At 59.0% G+C, this 16,639-nt stretch carries 13 protein-coding genes and 1 pseudogene; 11 read left to right on the top strand and 3 right to left on the bottom strand.

The window, feature by feature from the left end; genetic code table 11:
* Positions 1 to 12 precede the first annotated feature (12 nt).
* The 3 genes from IEY12_RS01700 to IEY12_RS01690 all read left to right on the top strand — a co-directional run bounded on the left by IEY12_RS01700 (position 13) and on the right by IEY12_RS01690 (position 2,517).
* On the top strand, positions 13 to 387 hold the full coding sequence (locus IEY12_RS01700) for a hypothetical protein (RefSeq protein WP_188877535.1): 375 nt from the start codon (positions 13 to 15) through the stop codon (positions 385 to 387).
* Positions 388 to 463: 76 nt separating this feature from the next.
* Positions 464 to 1,462 carry a 5-methyltetrahydropteroyltriglutamate--homocysteine methyltransferase gene (locus tag IEY12_RS01695; protein ID WP_188877522.1) on the top strand — a complete coding sequence of 333 codons (999 nt, stop codon included), beginning with the start codon at positions 464 to 466 and terminating at the stop codon, positions 1,460 to 1,462.
* Entirely contained in the window at positions 1,459 to 2,517 is a 1,059-nt protein-coding gene (locus IEY12_RS01690) for a methionine synthase (protein WP_188877517.1), read from the top strand. The genes IEY12_RS01695 and IEY12_RS01690 overlap by 4 nt, the downstream gene beginning before the upstream one ends.
* Before the next feature lie 37 nt (positions 2,518 to 2,554).
* Here the strand turns inward: IEY12_RS01690 and IEY12_RS01685 are convergent, their stop codons facing one another.
* Positions 2,555 to 3,955 carry an ATP-binding protein gene (locus IEY12_RS01685; RefSeq protein ID WP_188877512.1) on the bottom strand — a complete coding sequence of 467 codons (1,401 nt, stop codon included), beginning with the start codon at positions 3,953 to 3,955 and terminating at the stop codon, positions 2,555 to 2,557.
* A 229-nt stretch (positions 3,956 to 4,184) separates the two neighbouring features.
* Between IEY12_RS01685 and IEY12_RS01680 the strand changes: the two genes are divergently transcribed.
* The 3 genes and pseudogenes from IEY12_RS01680 to IEY12_RS01675 all read left to right on the top strand — a co-directional run bounded on the left by IEY12_RS01680 (position 4,185) and on the right by IEY12_RS01675 (position 6,365).
* The gene (locus tag IEY12_RS01680) at positions 4,185 to 5,207 is read left to right on the top strand and encodes a tyrosine-type recombinase/integrase (RefSeq protein ID WP_188877508.1); all 1,023 of its coding nucleotides are present in this window, start codon (positions 4,185 to 4,187) and stop codon (positions 5,205 to 5,207) included.
* A gap of 267 nt (positions 5,208 to 5,474) precedes the next feature.
* A pseudogene (locus tag IEY12_RS15965) lies at positions 5,475 to 5,588 on the top strand (tyrosine-type recombinase/integrase); the annotation flags it as partial.
* 222 nt (positions 5,589 to 5,810) lie between these two features.
* The gene (locus IEY12_RS01675) at positions 5,811 to 6,365 is read left to right on the top strand and encodes a hypothetical protein (RefSeq protein WP_188877506.1); all 555 of its coding nucleotides are present in this window, start codon (positions 5,811 to 5,813) and stop codon (positions 6,363 to 6,365) included.
* 127 nt (positions 6,366 to 6,492) lie between these two features.
* Here IEY12_RS01675 and IEY12_RS01670 read toward each other — a convergent pair whose 3' ends face one another.
* Positions 6,493 to 6,870, bottom strand: coding sequence for a hypothetical protein (locus IEY12_RS01670; RefSeq protein WP_188877493.1), 378 nt, complete (start codon positions 6,868 to 6,870; stop codon positions 6,493 to 6,495).
* Between the two features lie 239 nt (positions 6,871 to 7,109).
* On the opposite strand from IEY12_RS01670, the gene IEY12_RS01665 reads away from it, so the two are divergent.
* The 5 genes from IEY12_RS01665 (at position 7,110) to IEY12_RS01645 (ending at position 16,164) form a co-directional block, all read left to right on the top strand.
* Positions 7,110 to 8,960 carry a hypothetical protein gene (locus tag IEY12_RS01665; protein WP_188877491.1) on the top strand — a complete coding sequence of 617 codons (1,851 nt, stop codon included), beginning with the start codon at positions 7,110 to 7,112 and terminating at the stop codon, positions 8,958 to 8,960.
* A gap of 1,246 nt (positions 8,961 to 10,206) precedes the next feature.
* Positions 10,207 to 11,709, top strand: coding sequence for a type I restriction-modification system subunit M (locus IEY12_RS01660; protein WP_188877489.1), 1,503 nt, complete (start codon positions 10,207 to 10,209; stop codon positions 11,707 to 11,709).
* Complete coding sequence (locus tag IEY12_RS01655) at positions 11,702 to 12,502, top strand: restriction endonuclease subunit S (protein WP_188877487.1); 801 nt, start codon at positions 11,702 to 11,704, stop codon at positions 12,500 to 12,502. Before IEY12_RS01660 ends, IEY12_RS01655 begins: the two co-directional genes overlap by 8 nt.
* Positions 12,495 to 15,449, top strand: a complete 2,955-nt coding sequence (locus tag IEY12_RS01650; RefSeq protein WP_188877485.1) for a type I restriction endonuclease subunit R — start codon at positions 12,495 to 12,497, stop codon at positions 15,447 to 15,449. Before IEY12_RS01655 ends, IEY12_RS01650 begins: the two co-directional genes overlap by 8 nt.
* Positions 15,442 to 16,164, top strand: coding sequence for a M48 family metallopeptidase (locus IEY12_RS01645; RefSeq protein WP_188877482.1), 723 nt, complete (start codon positions 15,442 to 15,444; stop codon positions 16,162 to 16,164). Before IEY12_RS01650 ends, IEY12_RS01645 begins: the two co-directional genes overlap by 8 nt.
* On the opposite strand, the gene IEY12_RS16055 is transcribed toward IEY12_RS01645, so the two are convergent.
* The gene (locus IEY12_RS16055; protein WP_483866949.1) at positions 16,069 to 16,329 is read right to left on the bottom strand and encodes a DUF8139 family protein; all 261 of its coding nucleotides are present in this window, start codon (positions 16,327 to 16,329) and stop codon (positions 16,069 to 16,071) included. The two genes, IEY12_RS01645 and IEY12_RS16055, sit on opposite strands and share 96 nt — an antisense overlap.
* Positions 16,330 to 16,639: the final 310 nt, after the last annotated feature.

Below are 16,639 nucleotides of genomic sequence, written 5' to 3'. Positions count from 1 at the left end.
CTACTCGCGGGTATGAGCGATGGGTCGGCGTCGGTGGCGTCGCGGTGGTGGTTGCTCGTCCTCGCGATGCCGGTCGTGACCGTCATCGAGGCGTGTCTGGGTTTCCTCCTCGTCGGGTTCGCGTACGAGTCCGTCGGGAGCATGGACCCCGTGATGGTGTTGGCGCCGGCGGCGCCGTTCATCGCCGTCGCGCTCCTCGTTCGCGTCCTGTTGCCGGTTGCGCTCTACAACGACGCGAAGGCGATCCGCGACGCGGAGGTCGCGTGGAACCCGGACCCGGCGAACTGGGGGTTTCTCGGGCTCGGCCTCATCGTCGTGCCGCTCCTCGACTCCGTGCTCGCGATCACCTACCTGACGTTGCGTTCGCGCGCGCTCGCCGAGTCGTGACCGCACACGGCGAATTACCGAGAAGAATAAACACGGAAGGAAAATATTAACAGTAGGGGTTCCGAACTCCGGGTACATGGAACTCGTCGCGACGACGGCCGGCCTGTTCCCGCTCCCCGACAACCAGCGGGAGCGGCTCGCCGACCTCAAAGGACACCAGAAGTCCGACCTCATCAGCGGTGACGAATCCGCGGACGTGACAGCGACCTACGACGCCGCGCGCGAGCGCCTCGTCAGCGTCCAGCGGGACGCCGGTCTCGACCGCGTCGTCGAGGGCCAAGCGCGCTGGGACGACATGCTCGCCCACCCGCTCTGTGTCCACGACAACGTCCGGACCGAGGGCATCGTGCGCTACTTCGACAACAACAACTTCTACCGGGAGCCGGTCGTCGAGGGCGAACTCGTCGAGGACGGGGACCTCGCCGCCGACCTCGCGAAGGCCGCGCGCCTCACCGACGACCTGCAGGCCGTCGCGCCCGGCCCCTACTCGCTCGCCACCCTCGCGACCGACGAGCACTACGGGGACGAGTCGGCGTTCCTCGCCGCCGTCGCGGAGTTCCTCGCCGGCGAAATCGCGCAGTTCCCCGAGGAGACCGAGACCGTCTTCCTCCTCGAACCGAGCCTCACCTTCGACGCGCCCGATGAGGGCGCCCACGAGCGCGTCCGCGACGCCGTCCGGACCGTCAGCGAGGCCGCCGACGCCGACGTCGTCCTCCACTCCTACTGGGGCGCCTTGGACGAGACACTGCACGCCCACCTCCTCGACACGGGCGTCGACGCGCTCGGCTACGACCTCGTCACCGCCCACGAGGAGTCGGCCTATCTCGTCCAGGAGTACGGCACCGCCGACTCCGTCGCGCTCGGCCTCGTCGACGGCCAGAACACGCTCGTCGAGGACGCCGAGACGGTTCGCGAACGCATCGAGTGGTTCGAGGAATCAGTCCCCGTCAGCGACTTCGAGACCGTCTACGCGACGCCGAACACCGAACTCTTCTACCTGCCCGTGAACAAGTTCGAAGCCAAACTCCAGACGCTCGCCGAGGGCGTCTCTCTGACGACGGAGGCCCACCAATGAGCACCCGAGAGCAGTTCCGACCGCCCGAGCACGAGCACGACCACTTCCTGCTGACGACCGTCGTCGGCTCCTACCCGAAGCCGACGTGGCTGAACCGCGCGCGCGACCTCCACGAGGAGGGCGAGAGCGAGCAGTTCGACGAGAGCGACTGGGAGGAGGCGACCGACGACGCCTCTCGGCTCATCACGCACGAGCACGAGCACGCCGGCCTCGACGTCGTCTGCGACGGCGAGATGCGCCGCGAGGAGATGGTCGAGTTCTTCGCCGAGCGCATCGACGGCTACGAGTTCAACGGCCCCGTGAAGGTCTGGGGGCACAACTACTTCGACAAGCCCAGCGTCGCCGACGAAGTCGCCTACGACGACCCGTGGCTCGTCGACGAGTACGAGTTCACCGCCGACGTCGCCGAGCGCCCCGTGAAGGTCCCGATCACCGGCCCCTACACGCTCGCGTCGTGGAGCTTCAACGAGGCCTACGACACCGAGGCCGACCTCGCGTACGACCTCGCGGACCTCGTGAACGAGGAGATCGAGAAGCTCGTCGAGGCCGGCGCGCGCTACATCCAGATCGACGAGCCCGCGCTCGCGACGACGCCCGACGACCACGCCATCGTCGGCGAGTGCCTCGATCGCATCGTCGCCGACCTCCCCGACGACGTCCGCATCGGACTGCACGTCTGCTACGGCGATTACTCGCGCATCTACCCGGAGATCAACGACTACCCCATCGACGAGTTCGACGTCGAACTCGCGAACGGCGACTACGAGCAGATCGACGTCTTCACCGACCCGACGTTCGAACCCGACCTCGCGCTCGGCGTCACGGACGCCCACGTCGCCGAGGTCGAGTCCGTCGCCGAGATCAAGGAGAACATCCTCGAGGGACTGAAGGTCGTCCCGCCGGAGAAACTCACCGTCAGCCCCGACTGCGGGCTCAAGCTCCTGCCGCGCGAAATCGCCTACGGCAAGATGGAGAACATGGTGCAGGCCGCCCGCGAGATCGAGGCCGAACTCGACGCCGGCGAGATCGACCTCGACGAACTCGCACAGTACTGACGGCTACGACGCGCGAGGGAGTTCGACGTTGCGGCCGTCACAGCCGAACGGTGACGACGCTCCCGCGCGGGTCGTTCTCCGAGAACGCGACGTCGCCGCCGGAGCGCCGGACGAGCCAGTAGACGAGCGCGAGCCCCAGCCCCGAGCCGTGGTGGAGCTGGTCGGTCTCCGCGTCGACGGAGAGCGCGTCGCGCTCTCCCGCCGGGATGCCCGGGCCGTCGTCCGCCACGCGTATCACGCCCGTGTCGCCGTCGCGCTCGACCGACACCTCGACGCGTGGCTCCGCGACGTCGCTGTGGCGGACCGCGTTGTCGAGGAGTTCGCGGACCGCCGTCGAGAGCGCCGGGAGCACGCGCGCCTCCACGTCGTCCGCCCGAATCAGCTCGACGTCCGCGTGCGGGTTCGCCGCCGCACACGCCATGACCTGCCGTCGCGCGACCGCCGCCACGTTCACGCGCACGAACTCCTCGCCGAGCGACTCCGTGAGCGTCTCGATCAGCTCCCGCTCGTGCTCCGCCTGCTTCAATAGGGTGTTCGCGGACGCGCTGATCCGGCTCGCCGCCGCGCTCACGTCGTCGACCGCGCCGCGACGGAGGTCCTCGGCCAACCCCCGAATGACCGTCATCTCGTTTCGGACGTTGTGTCGGAGCCACCGGTCGAGCAACTGGAGCTGGTGCTCGCGCTCCCGGACGCCCGTGACGTCGACGGCGATCGCCTGTCCGACGTCCGCGCCGCGGAACCGCCCGACAGCGGTCGAGACACGCACGTATCTCGTCCCCCGACCCGGCGTTCGGAGGCGCATCTCCGTCGGCCCCGTCGCCTCCTTCGCCTCGACGACCGACGCGAGCTCGCGGCGCGCCCGCTCGTGGTCGTCCGGGTGGACCAGCTCGAATATCGACCGCCCGATGAGGTCCGCGCGGTCGTCGAGGCCGAGGAGGTCGAGGACCGCGTCGTTCCCCCATATCGACCGGCCGTCCGCGTCGAAGACGTTTATCGGCGCCGGCGAGGACTCGACGAGCGACCGGTAGCGTCGGCCCGCCGACGCCCCCGCGTCTCGCCCCGTCTCCTCGAGCGCGTCGCGGACGCGCGCCACGACCGTCTCCGCGTCGGCGTCCGCCGGCACGTAGCCGTCCGCGCCCGCCGCGAGCGCCTCCCCGGCGAGCGCCTCCGAGCCGCTCGCGGGCGCGAGGACGAACGGGAGCGCCGGCCGCGACAGCCGGATGGAGCGCAGGAGGCCGAGCCCGTCGATCCCCGGGAGGTCGTGTGCGGCGAGCACCGCGTCGGCGCTCCCGGCCTCCGCGCGGGACAGACACGCGCCGGCGGTTTCGACGCGTCGCACGTCGAACGCGGCGGCGAGCGCGTCCCCAACGGACTCACGGCCTGCCTCGCTCGCGTCCGAGGCGACGACGACCCGGCGATCCCCCTCCGACTCCTCCATGCACCACCTCGGCGCGTGCGCTACTTCGGTGTACCGGGAGGCCACCCGTGTCTCGACGCCGTCGAGATCGGTCGGCTTCGCGCGGCCGAACCGCTACGCGGTTCGTGGTTCTTCAGGAAAACGGGCCGGGAGGGAATTGAACCCCCGACGCCCTCCGGCGCTTTTAGCGCCTCCGGGCAGGAGGATTACCGAGGTGTCGCTGTTGGTGTGCTGAGCGCGAGGCCCACCAATGACAAACGAACTCCAGCCGATCGAACCGCAGGAAGCGAAAGAATGGTATCTCGAAAACCGCCGTGGCGAACTTGCCGACGCCACTTACCGGGCGCACAAGTACCGGCTATCTCCCTTCATTGAGTGGTGTAACACCGAGGGTGGCGTGACGAATATGAACGACCTCAGCGGTCGGCACTTCCATCGGTACAAGAAATGGCGTCGAGAGAAGGGCGACTGCAACAAGGTCACAATGGCGACCCAACTGAGTACCCTCAAGGTCTTCATTGCCTTCTGCGAGAGTATTGACGCGGTTCGTTCCGGTCTGTCGGACTACATCGACCCGCCGACGATGAAGAACAAAGAGGACGTGAACGATGACTACGTTGACGCCGAAACCGCACAAACCATCATCGAATACCAGCGGAAATTCAACTACTCACAGCGCGAACACGTCATCTTCGAGTTACTGTGGCATACCGGGATGCGAAACGGCGCGCTCCGAGCAATCGACCTCGATGACTACGATACGGAAAAACGGACTCTCGAAGTCCATCACCGCCCCGATGAAGATACTCCGCTGAAAAATGGGAAGGCGGGTGAGCGTGTTGTCTCTCTCAAGCCCAACGTGAACCAGATCGTGGCGGATTACATCGACCATCACCGATTCTCCAAGGTTGACGAGTTCGGTCGTGAGCCGCTACTGACGACCCGCCAAGGACGTATCTCGAAGACCTCTATCCGAAGCAACTGCTACCGTACTACCCGACCTTGCGATTACGGGCTTGACTGCCCTCACGACCGTGAGCCAGAGGACTGTGACGCGGCCAGTTCTTACCATGCCGCCTCAAAATGTCCATCATCACACGCTTCGCACTCCCTTCGGAAAGGCGCAATAACGCACGCACGAAGGAGTGACGTACCAATCGAGGCCGTATCGGAACGAATGGACGTGAGTGCCGATGTACTGAAAAAGCACTACGACAAACGGACGAAAGAACAGCAAATGAAGAATCGTCGCGGCTACTTCGATAACATCTAACGATAGAGCCGTTCCCGATTTCTTACCACTTGTTTTTCGGAGTTTGGAGTGTTGGCCGATATTTCGGGGTTCCGGAAGAAAGAGAAGAACGCATGGAGGGGGAAGTTGACCACAGAGAGTAATAGCGTACTCCAAGCGAGCCGTTTTGACTTCACACAGGCCTGCAACGAGTAACGTAATCCTCCGTGGGAGTCACAGAATTGAGTGGGGGAGAACCCGCCTCGATGAAGTCACCTTCCGTTTGAAGGGCGTATATCTCACGGGAGGAAGGGACTCGCCGACGCGCAGTCACAGCTCCGTCACAAGCGGGCCAAGACGACGATGAAGTACGATCAGGCTCCGGTCGAAGATCATCGTGACGCTCTCGACAGGATGGGCTGATCTCCTGATAGTCGAGAGTAGTTTTTCTTGGTGTGGCTGGTGGGAGATGCCTGATGCAGGATAAAGACGGAAGTGCCAACTCCAAGCCTTTAGTATTATATTTGATAAGTATTATATCGGGGTAGTCCGTATTGTGAATATGAGCGAACAAGGCCTCAAAATGGTTGATCTCGACCATCAGGGCCGCGACGAAAGCCGCCGACTCCATGTGGTGATTTACTGATGATTGACAACTTCGATGAGCCGGACGCATCGCAGGGCGAGGCGCTACCGATGGACTTTGAGCGGGTGATTGACTTCTCGGGCCACGATTGGTGGGTATCTCGCGATAAGACCTACGGCCTCTACTGTCAGTATGCTGGTGACGGATGGGACGATGACGATCTTGAGCTGGTACGCGTTGAGTGGTCGTACGAGTTCAAGCGCCGTGGGTTCTACGATGGACGTGACAGCCCGTACCTTCTCTATGAGCGCGATGGTTCGAACGGATGGGAGGGTGACGGCGAAAACCGTAGTTATCGCTCTCACATCGTTCAAGGTGGGGCGACGATCTGCCGAACTGACGCGAATATCCCGTCACCCGAAATCATAGAGGGCGAGAAACGGGTCGGACTACTACCCCGCGAGGTTCCGTATCCAACCTTCGATACACTCACGCCCCTCTCGGAGGTTCCTGAGGACTGGCGTGAATCGGTTCCGCTCTGTACGCATTGTATGGAGCAGTCTCAGAGTAGTGGTATCCTTCCCGGTCACGAAGAATCGGCTTCGTGTGTCTAACCGTCATCGTGGTATTCGTCTCAACAGCTGTGGTCGGAATCAGCTGGTAGGTAAGCGTGCAAACTTGGCGGCTTTGAGTGTCGGGCGGCATCGAGAATTCCGGATTAAGTAGGATATTCTATTGATTTTACCCGTCTTGGCTCCACATCTCTTTGTATCGTTCTCGAGAGACCCTCTGATTCGTACCCTCATCTAACCGGTTGAATTCTTCTACTGGCTCCTTCAGGACTCTTCCTGCCCATAGATAAATTTCGGAAATCCAGTTGTGGTTTTCCATTGAGGCCGGATGGACGTATATTCTATACCGGGTATTTTCTTTCTTCATGCTAACGCCGTAAATGTCGTCTGTGTAGTCGTCGGTATCTGTATCTCGGAGATGGATTTTCCTCGTCACTTCGTATTCTTCCTGATTCACCCTCACACGGTCTCCTTGGGTCGACTCCAAAATGTCAAAGCCCCTCCCGTCAGTTTCTGATTTAGACATGGCAAGAATGAGTTCAAGCATGTGGAATAATAAAACGAAGGGCTGTCGAAGAAGCGTGGAATATACGCAACGACCCTTCGAAGCTCTACCATTTAAATATATGATTAATGGCGGTTTTCGGTTGACAACCTGCATGTAACGATTTGCGAATCACAGGGGGAGTATTCGAGTTGTTCTATGGCGCACTTTACCCGTTGCGTCTGTCGATTTGATTCCATAGATTTTAATCCCGGTATCGAACCAGCTACAGTATTCACAGCGTGAGCCTATTTACGGATACCCGGTCGGAGCTATCACTCGATAGCGTCCGTGATCGTCTCGCCACGGCACTCCGAGATGCGTTTCGCAACGACGAGAAAACACTCATCGAGGCGCTTCCAGCTATGGGCAAGAGCTACGGCGTCGTCGAATGGGCCGAGGACACGGGCCGCCCGCTTACTGTATTCACAGCTCGAAGCGAACTGTACGGCCAGTACGAAGACTGGTGTGTTGATCGCGGGCTATCACACCGAACTCTCCCGGCGTTCCATCGAGAGTGCGGGACGATAGATCACGAGCGAGAATCACCACCTGCGAAAGACTCCATCGAGGCGGAGGTACGCGAGGTCTATGCGTCCGGCATTTCGGGCGCACAACTCCATCGTGATGCGGAACGGTACTTCGGGGAGCGACTACCCAGCCAGCACGATGGACGGTGTCCGTACATGGAGAGCAGGGATTTCAGTCCCGAGAACTATGATGTGCTGATCGGCCACTACCTTCAGGCTCACAATCGCGACTATCTCGAAGATCGCTACGTCGCGTTCGACGAGTTCCCCGGAGATGCGTACTTCTTCACGCCGACGCATAATGAGGCGACGAGAGCGATCAGGAACTACCTAAATGCCGAGGAAAGGCTTCCATTCAAGAACTGGAAAGACCTTATTCGGCGACGCAACAACGACGAACACGAGGACGCTGTCCGAGAGTGGAAGGACGACCTTGGGTTCTATTCCCACCGCGACACCCGCGTCCAGTTACAGCGGAAACCCGGATTTCACGCTCATGCTCCGCTCCTTACCCATGCTGGTCTTGAGTTCGAGCTACTGGACAACGAGTGGGAGTACGCGAACCTCGGGTCTGGACGGAAGGCCGTTCGGAGTCCCGAGGACGAGTGGACGGTACTGATTCCACCGCCCCTCTATGCGGCTGAGAGCGTTGTTGCGCTCGATGGGACACCGACGCTTACGAAGTGGCGTCTCGTCCTCGGCGGCGATTACATAGTGCATGAGCCAGTCTTGAACTCTGATCGAGAGAAGCGAGAATACCTACGGGACGTTCTCGGCCTCGAAATCATTCAGACCGACGGCGGCGCGAAACCCTATCAGAGCGGGAACAACGTGAACGTCAGGTCGGACGGCGCGCTCTTGGAGAACATCCACAGCCGAGAGGGACACCGACCGTCGGTTATCACGTCGAAGCAAGCGAAAGAGCAGTACGAATCAACCGAGGTGGACGGACACATCGAGGTCGCTGAACACTACGGCAACCTGAAGGGAAGTAACGAGTTCGAGGAGACGCGACTTGGGGTGGTGATTGGAAGCCCGCATCCTCCTGAGGGTGAAGCAGTTCAGCGATGGGGTGCATTGAACGGGGACGCTGTCGAGAGGAAGACGGACGACGAGGGGAGAATCACGAAGGGTGTTGATCTCGACTTCGGGCCGCTCGGAAACGCGCTCTTTAGAGACGTTGCCGAGTACGAAGTCCTTCAAGCAGTCATGCGATTCGGTCGAACCGAGAGCGATGGAAAGCATGGAGCGAGGGTGTACGTTCACACCTCTCGCCTCCCTCGATGGGTTGAGGCAGATGAGCGAGTAGACGTGACGACGTGGTCGAAGGGGATGCAGGAGGTCGTGGAGGCATTACGTAGCTCGGAGAAGTGGCCGGATGGTGAGTGGACGAACGGTGAGATCGCGGAGTCGGTGTCCGTGACGACACGGCAGGTTGGCGAGCTGATGAAGGAGCTGGACGAGGAGGGTTACGTAACCCATCGACGTGGTGGACGCGGGAACGCGTACCATTGGTCGAACGAGCGGCTGGAGGACTTCTCCGTGTTCGGGCGCATAGAGTAGGGGTTTCCGAACTCTGACGTTCGTACCCTATACGCGGAACTTCGTAAACCGGCAACCGCGCGCGAGAACGATGAACCGACAAAATCACGCGAAATTGGCCGTTTCACGCGAAATTGGCCGTTATCGGCGGTATTCGCCCCAAAACAACCCAATTACATTATACTTTACTTATAAACTCCGGGGGTGGTATATTAACCCTTTACCATTAATAGGAGTGTAGGAAGGTAGAAGCACGGTGGAGAACCCGGTGACTCCTCTCGTGTCTTCACGCATAGACCGAGCGGAGTAGAAACAGCGATTCGGAATACTCGTTCAGTCTTCCACTCGTTGTTAGTCTCCTTCCCCTCTATGCGTTTGATCACTCGATCAGTCACGTCCTTTCGATAACGATGCCTGAACACGATCTTCTTCGACCCTGTGAGCGGTGCGGCAATACGTTCGACAGTTACGACTCGCACGTAGAGATCAGCCAGACGAACAACCCGGAAGACCATCTCCCGGAAGCAGAGACGTTCGAGTATTACCTCTGTAGTGTCTGTACTGGCGACTATCGGGAATGGCTTGACCGAGGTAACACTCGGCTGGTTGATTCGACGTAGCTGAGTTCGACGAACGATTCTGCGGAATGGTGGCCGGTGAAATTTCGGCAAGCGATTTGCTCGTCAAGGCTATGGTGGCTGTCCTGACCTTCGAGTCGGGGTATCCATCAACGCTCGTAGTAACAACTGGATGGTGAGGGGCTGTCGGCAGAGAGCAAAGAGGCGAACACAAGACCTTGCGCTCGATGAGTCGCCGGCAGTAACGCCTCTTAGGTTGAGCGGTTCCGAACCGTGCGCGCTGTAACGCGTGTAACGACGGTAAAATAGGCTCAGAAAGTCCCTACGTGAACGAGCGGCCAGAGCAACAGCCCCGGATTGGGGGAGCATGGGGGGGGTTTGCAACTTGAGAATCACGGGTTAGAACACTTGAGCAGATCACACCGTGAATCAACACATCGAGGTGCGGAATCACCGGAACACCTATCCTATAACGCTATTCCCCACGATTCGATCATATACTACTTTCTTCCATTCTCTACCATCTGCCCCGCTCCTACCAGATATTTCCACACTCCCCCTCGATGCGTTGAGTCACGCTGTACTCCTCTCCCGTTGGTATCCCTCTTGGATACCAGCGGGGACTTTTCGCGTCTATCACCATCGCACTTCACCGCAGAAGATATACCAACAGAGAGGCACCCACAGGTATGCCCATCTCACTTGACGACCTCGAATCTCACCTATTCAAATGCGCGGACATAATCCGCGACGCCGTTGACCCCACCGACTACAAGGAATACATCCTCCCACTCGTCTACTACAAGTCGATCTCCGACGAGTTCGAGGTACAGTACGAGCAAAACGCCGAGGAGTACGGCGAGGAGTTCGCCCGGCGCGAGAACCTCTACGACATTCCCATCGTCCCCGAAGGCTACCTGTGGGACGACCTTCGCGCCGTCTCCGACAACGTCGATCAAGCGCTGAATGAGGCCTTCGACGCACTCGTCGAGGAGAACCCTCAGCTTCAGGGCGTCTTTCGAGCTGACTACATCGACGCCGACGCCCTCGATGACGACCGACTCGGGCGGCTGATCGAACACCTGTCACAGTACGACCTTGACCGCGACAGCGTTCCGCCGGATATGCTCGGAGAGGCGTATATGGACTTGGTGCGGCACTTCGCGGAGGAAGAAGGCAAGTCCGGCGGGCAGTTCTTCACGCCACCGCACATCGTCAACCTCTGCGTTCGGCTCGTCGATTCCTTCGAGGACGGCATGACGTTCCACGACCCGACCGTTGGCTCCGGTGGGATGCTCATCGAGGCGGCGCGGTACTACCGCGAGGAACAAGGCGGCGACCCCTCGAAGATGACGTTCACCGGGCAGGAGATCAACCCGGACATTGCCGCGATTGCGAAGATGAACCTCTCCATACACGGCCTCGATGGAGAGATACAGCGCGAGGATTCACTCTCCAACCCCGCGTTCACGAACGACGAGGAGAACGAACTCACGCGCTTTGACCGCGTGCTTGCTAACTTCCCGTTCTCGGCTGATTGGGCGAAAGACGACCTCCAAGACGACCCCTACGGGCGCTTCGACTGGCACGAGAAGCTCCCGCGTGCCGACCGAGGCGACTACGCCTTCATCATGCACATGGCGAAGCAGTTGAAGCGCCCCGATCAGGACGGCGTTGGCGGGAAGGCCGCAATCCTCATTCCAAATGGTGTGTTATTTAGAAGTAACGAAGACCGCTATCGAAAGCCGATGGTTAATAGAGACTATGTTGAGGCAATTGTTGGATTGCCCGACAATCTATTCCAAAATGTTTCCATCCCTTCAGCCATCTTAGTCCTGAATACGGATAAGCCCGAGGCGAAGAAAGACCAGATATTCTTCGCTTATGCAGGGTCTGAGGGGTTCTATCGAGAACTTTCTAATCAAAACGAGCTTACCGAAAAGGGATTAAATAATATTGTTGAGAATTTCAGAACATGGTCAGACGAACCCCGCATTAGCCGTGTTGTCGGTATTGATGAAATACAAGCAAATGATTATAATCTGAATGTATCCCTATATGTTGACACAACTGAGCCACGTCCGGACATCAATGTCAAAGAAGAATGGTCGGAGTTACATAGGCTCCAGAAGGAGCGTAAGAGTCTCGAAGAAACGATAGACAATCACCTGGAGGTGCTTAACTATGAGTAACGAACGAACATTGAATGAGTTTACTGGTGACAAAGAGAATACCATCGAAGATCTACCGAAGTCTTCCGTAAAATCGAGCCTTGATGAAACCTCTGTCGGGGATATTCCCGAGGACTGGTACGCGGTTCGGTTAGGAGATGTCACGCTTGAAACCGAATACGGACTTACTGAATCAGCAGAGGAGTACGACCCTGAGAAACCTCGATACATCAGGACGCAAGATTTTGATGATTTTGGAGGACTTCAGGACGATAGTCTGGCAAGCCTTTCCGAAGATAAAGCTGTGGATGGCATCTTAGAGGAAGGCGACTTGCTCTTCGCACGGAGTGGTTCAGTAGGGGCGTCACTCGGAAAAACGTATTTATATGACCCTACTGACGGAGAGTGTTGTTTTGGTGGCTACTCAATCCGGCACCGACTGGTTGAGCAAGGTGTTAACAATCAATATATATTACAATACACGCTTAGTGAGCGCTATTGGGATTGGATTCGTCGCCGTGCGAAAACGACAGCACAATCAAACATCAATACTGGCGAATACGCCTCGTTATTGATTCCTCTTCCTCCCTTAGAAGAACAGCGCAAGATAGCAACTATTTTAAATAATATTGACAGTACAATTAAAAAGACTAACGAGATCGCCGGGAAAGCGGATATTCACCGTGGTGAAAAGCGATATAAAGGGAAACTCATCCAACTAAAGCGTGGTCTTATGGACGACCTTTTCTCAGGAAGAGTTAGAACGAACAACAAAGATATAGAAATACCAGAACATATCCTCCGTCATGGTTAGTACCCCATCCGAGTACGGCGTCGAACGCTCGCTTCTTTCGTGGCTCGACGGCGTCGGATGGGAAACCCACGGACAAGACGGGGACAGAGGCGCGAAAGTCCTTGATGACGCCTACGAACGGAGCAACCACGAGGTCGTCTACTGGAACCTCCTCGCGGAGCAGGTCGTCGCACTCAACGAGGACGTGACCGAGGAGAACGTGGAGAAGTTCGTCTCCTCGCTGAAGCGCGACCTCGATGCGGAGAACCTCATGGACGGCAACCGGGCGTTCCACCAGCTTCTCACCAAGGGGAAGACCTTCACCGTCCAGCGCGACGACGGCACAACTGAGACGGTCTACGTTGACCTGATCGACTACGAGAACCCCGAGAAGAATCGCTTCCATGCGGTGAATCAGTTCTCCGTCTCCCGGGAGACAACCATCCGCCCGGACGTATCCCTGTTCGTGAACGGGATTCCGCTCGTGACGATGGAGCTCAAGAGCGTCGCGCAGGATAACGACTGGCACGACGCCGTCAGCGACCTGCTGGCCTATCAAGACGACGTACCGCGACTGTTCTCTCCCGGGCTGTTCAACGTCGCCGCCGACACGATGGAACTGCGCTACGGTGCTGTCGGCGCTCCCCGAGAGTTCTACGAACCGTGGAACGACGCCCCCGCGAAGTTCGAGGACGACAACGAGATGCGGCAGGCGGTGAACGCGCTCTGTAACCCGCAGACGCTCCTCGATCTGCTGAAGAACTTCGTCTTCTACGAACGGCGAGCTGGCGGGGACGCGAAGATCGTTCCGCGCTACATGCAGTACTACGCGGTGAACCGGATTCTCGACCGCGTCCAGAAGGGCGAACACAAGCGCGGACTCATCTGGCACACCCAAGGGTCGGGGAAGTCCTTCACGATGCTCTACGCCGCCGAGAACCTCCTGAAGCGCGACGTGGCGCAGAACCCGCAGGTGTTCATCATCGTCGATACGGACAAGCTCAACAGCCAGATGCGCGACCAGCTGGCGAACCTCTCCCTCGAACGGTGGACGGAAGCGGAGAGCATCGACCACCTGCAAGAACTCATCGAGCGAGGGCAGAGCGAACTCGTTCTCACCACCATCCAGAAGTTCGAGGACGTTGACCCCGACGTGCAGGGCAACGACGAGGTCATCGTCATGTCCGACGAGGCCCATCGCTTCATGGAGGCCGATCTTGGGAGCCGCCTCGATGCGGCGTTACCCGACTGCTATCACTTCGGCTTCACCGGCACGCCTGTTCAGGAGGGAGAACGCGAGAAGGACAAGAACACGTTCCGCGAGTTCTCCCCCGAGGGCGAGGACTACCTGCATCGCTACTCCGTGAAACGCGGCATCGAGGACGGTCTGATTCTTCCCGTGTACTTCACGCTCCGTCACGAGATGGAGTGGGAGATCGACGAGGCGGGATTGGACGAGGAGTTCGAGGAGAACTTCCGTGGGATGACGACCGACGAGAAACGCGAGTTCATCCGCGATAACGTGAACGCGACGACGCTCGCGGAGATCGAGCCGCGTGTTGACCGCGCCGTCGATGAGATCGACCACCACTACGCGGAACACGTCGCGCCGAACGGCTGGAAGGGGATGGTCGTCACACCGAGTCGTCGGTCGGCGGCGATGTACGGGGAACGACTCATCGAGCGGCGTGGGGAGGATGCTGTCGAAGTCCTCTACACGGCGACGAAGGACGACCCCGACTTGATCGAGCAGTTCCACACGGATTCTGAGGAGCGTGACAGCATCGTCAAGGCGTTCAAGGAAGATGGAGGCCCGGAACTGCTCGTCGTCCACAACATGCTCCTGACGGGCTTCGATGCGCCGATACTGAAGACGATGTACCTCGACCGAAACCTGAAGAACCACAACCTCATGCAGGCTATCGCCCGAACGAACCGGCCTGCACCGGGCAAGGAGAACGGGGAGATCGTGGACTTCCAAGGCGTCTTCGAGAACATCGACGAGGCGCTGGACTACGACGCCGAGACGAAAGCCTACGCCGCCCGCGACAAGGACGAGCTGTTCGACGACCTCGTCGAGCAAGTCGAGTCGGTGATGACCATCTTCGACGGGGTTCCGAAAACCGACACGCAGGAAGCCACCTACGAGGCGGTCAACCGGGTCAGCACCCACCCCGAACGTCGCGAGTTCAAGCAGGGGTTCCGTCGCCTCCAGAATCTCTACGAGGCCGTCGCGCCGGATGGCCGTCTCGTGACCGAAGGCATCGAGCAGGACTACAAGTGGCTGAGTCGGATTCACGTCGCGTTCACGCGAACCACATCGGGAGAGGACGACCCTGAGGAGGATATGCGGGAGAAGACGCGGGAGATAATCAGCGACAACGTCGAAATCACGGAGATAAAGCGTGACTTCCCCACCTACAAGCTCGGGGAGGAGTACCTCGAAGACGTTGAAGACCTCGACAACCCCGGTGTGAAAGCGTCGCAGATCGCTCACGCTACTCGGGAACATCTCCATCCCCGGGAGAACCAGAATCCACGATACAAACGGCTGAGTGAGCGCGTGACCGATATAGTCGAACGCTGGCAGAACGACCAGATCAGTGACCCGGATGCTGTGGAGGCCCTGAAGTCGGTTGAGGACGCGGTGATGCGCGTCGAAGAAGATGCCGAGGAGCAGGGGATGGACGACGCCGAGTTCGCCATCTACACGCACCTCACGGAGGAGACACCCGACGCAATCGAGTCCGAGGAGCAAGCGGAAGCGATAGCCGAGGAGATCGTCTCACAGTTCAACGACCGTGTTGACCGCGACTATCCGGGCTGGAAGACGAACCAGCAGACCATCTCGGAGATCGAGCGTATCCTGCTGGACGTAATGGTCAAGCAGTACGATCTCGGCCACCTGATTCGGAACGACGACTTCGTGGACGCGCTCCGGAACTACCTCATCCGTAACCATGGCTAAAGCCCAACTCCACGAAATCGACCTGCTTGGGAACGCCATCGAGTACGACGTGCGCCATAGTTCGGACGCCTCGAACCCTCGCATCGACGTGGACATTCACGGTGTCACCGTCGTCCTTCCCGAGTTTCCGGCAGTCACTCCGGACGAGCTTCTCCGCGACAACGCCGCGTGGGTAGTCGAAAAGACGAGAGGGTTCGAGAAGTACCGCGACCAAGTTCCTGAGCGACGATTCGAGGCGGGTGAGTCGTTCCCGTATCTCGGAGAGGAACACGAGGTTGTCGTCGAGCAGCGTCCTTCATCGAGCGTTGTTGACGGCATGCTTCGGCTTGCGAAACACCACGTCGAGGATACATCCATTGAGCGCGCTTTGGAAACGCTATACCGGAGAAATGCCCGCCAACGGTTCGAGCGACGAACGGACTACTTCGCAGAACGGATGGGCGTTGGGTACGAGCAGATCGAGGTTCGGAACCAGCGTACCAAGTGGGGGAGTTGCTCCTCGAACGGAACACTCGGCCTAAATTGGCGACTGATGATGGCTCCGCCGGAGATCGTTGACTACGTCGTCGTTCACGAACTCGCCCATCTCCGTGAGGCGAACCACAGCTCGGAGTTCTGGTCACTCGTAGCCGAGCATGACCCTGAGTACGAAGCGCACTCGGAGTGGCTCACCGACAACAGCGCTCGGTTGATCTTCTCTGAGGACGACCTCTGACGACTCTCTCGGCGGTCGGAGATCGTGTTGTCGGAAGTCGTGTATCTGACCGTTCTTGACCTCGATGCGGTAGATCACGCGGTCTTGTTCGCTTCTTGTATCCTCGGACTTCCCGAAGGCTCCTGTGCCATCGGAATCACCGCATCGAGGGCTTGTTCGACTCACATCGGTCGCTCACTCGCTACCCCCTCACTGAAGATCGGAGTATGGATAGTTTCGCTGGCAGTCGATGGCTGAAAACGACTGCCGATACGACTCTGATCTTCGACTATGGTCGCAAGATGAGCGGTTCTGGTCGAACCCTATAGCCCGGTTGAGTATGTGCGGGTGTTATTATCTGGTTGAGCCAGACGAGACTGCAATCTCCACGGTACCCAAGAACAATACTATTTAGACATTTGTCGAACCTATAATGTCTTCTCGGTAGTCGTGGTTCTCTACCGTGGAACCTACTGCCCAACCCGTTGGTAACTGA

The sequence above is a fragment of the Halarchaeum grantii genome, assembly GCF_014647455.2.
GTDB classification, from domain to species: Archaea; Halobacteriota; Halobacteria; order Halobacteriales; family Halobacteriaceae; genus Halarchaeum; species Halarchaeum grantii.
Note: the sequence above shows the minus strand (reverse complement) of the source record. Positions and strands in the feature narration are given on the sequence as shown.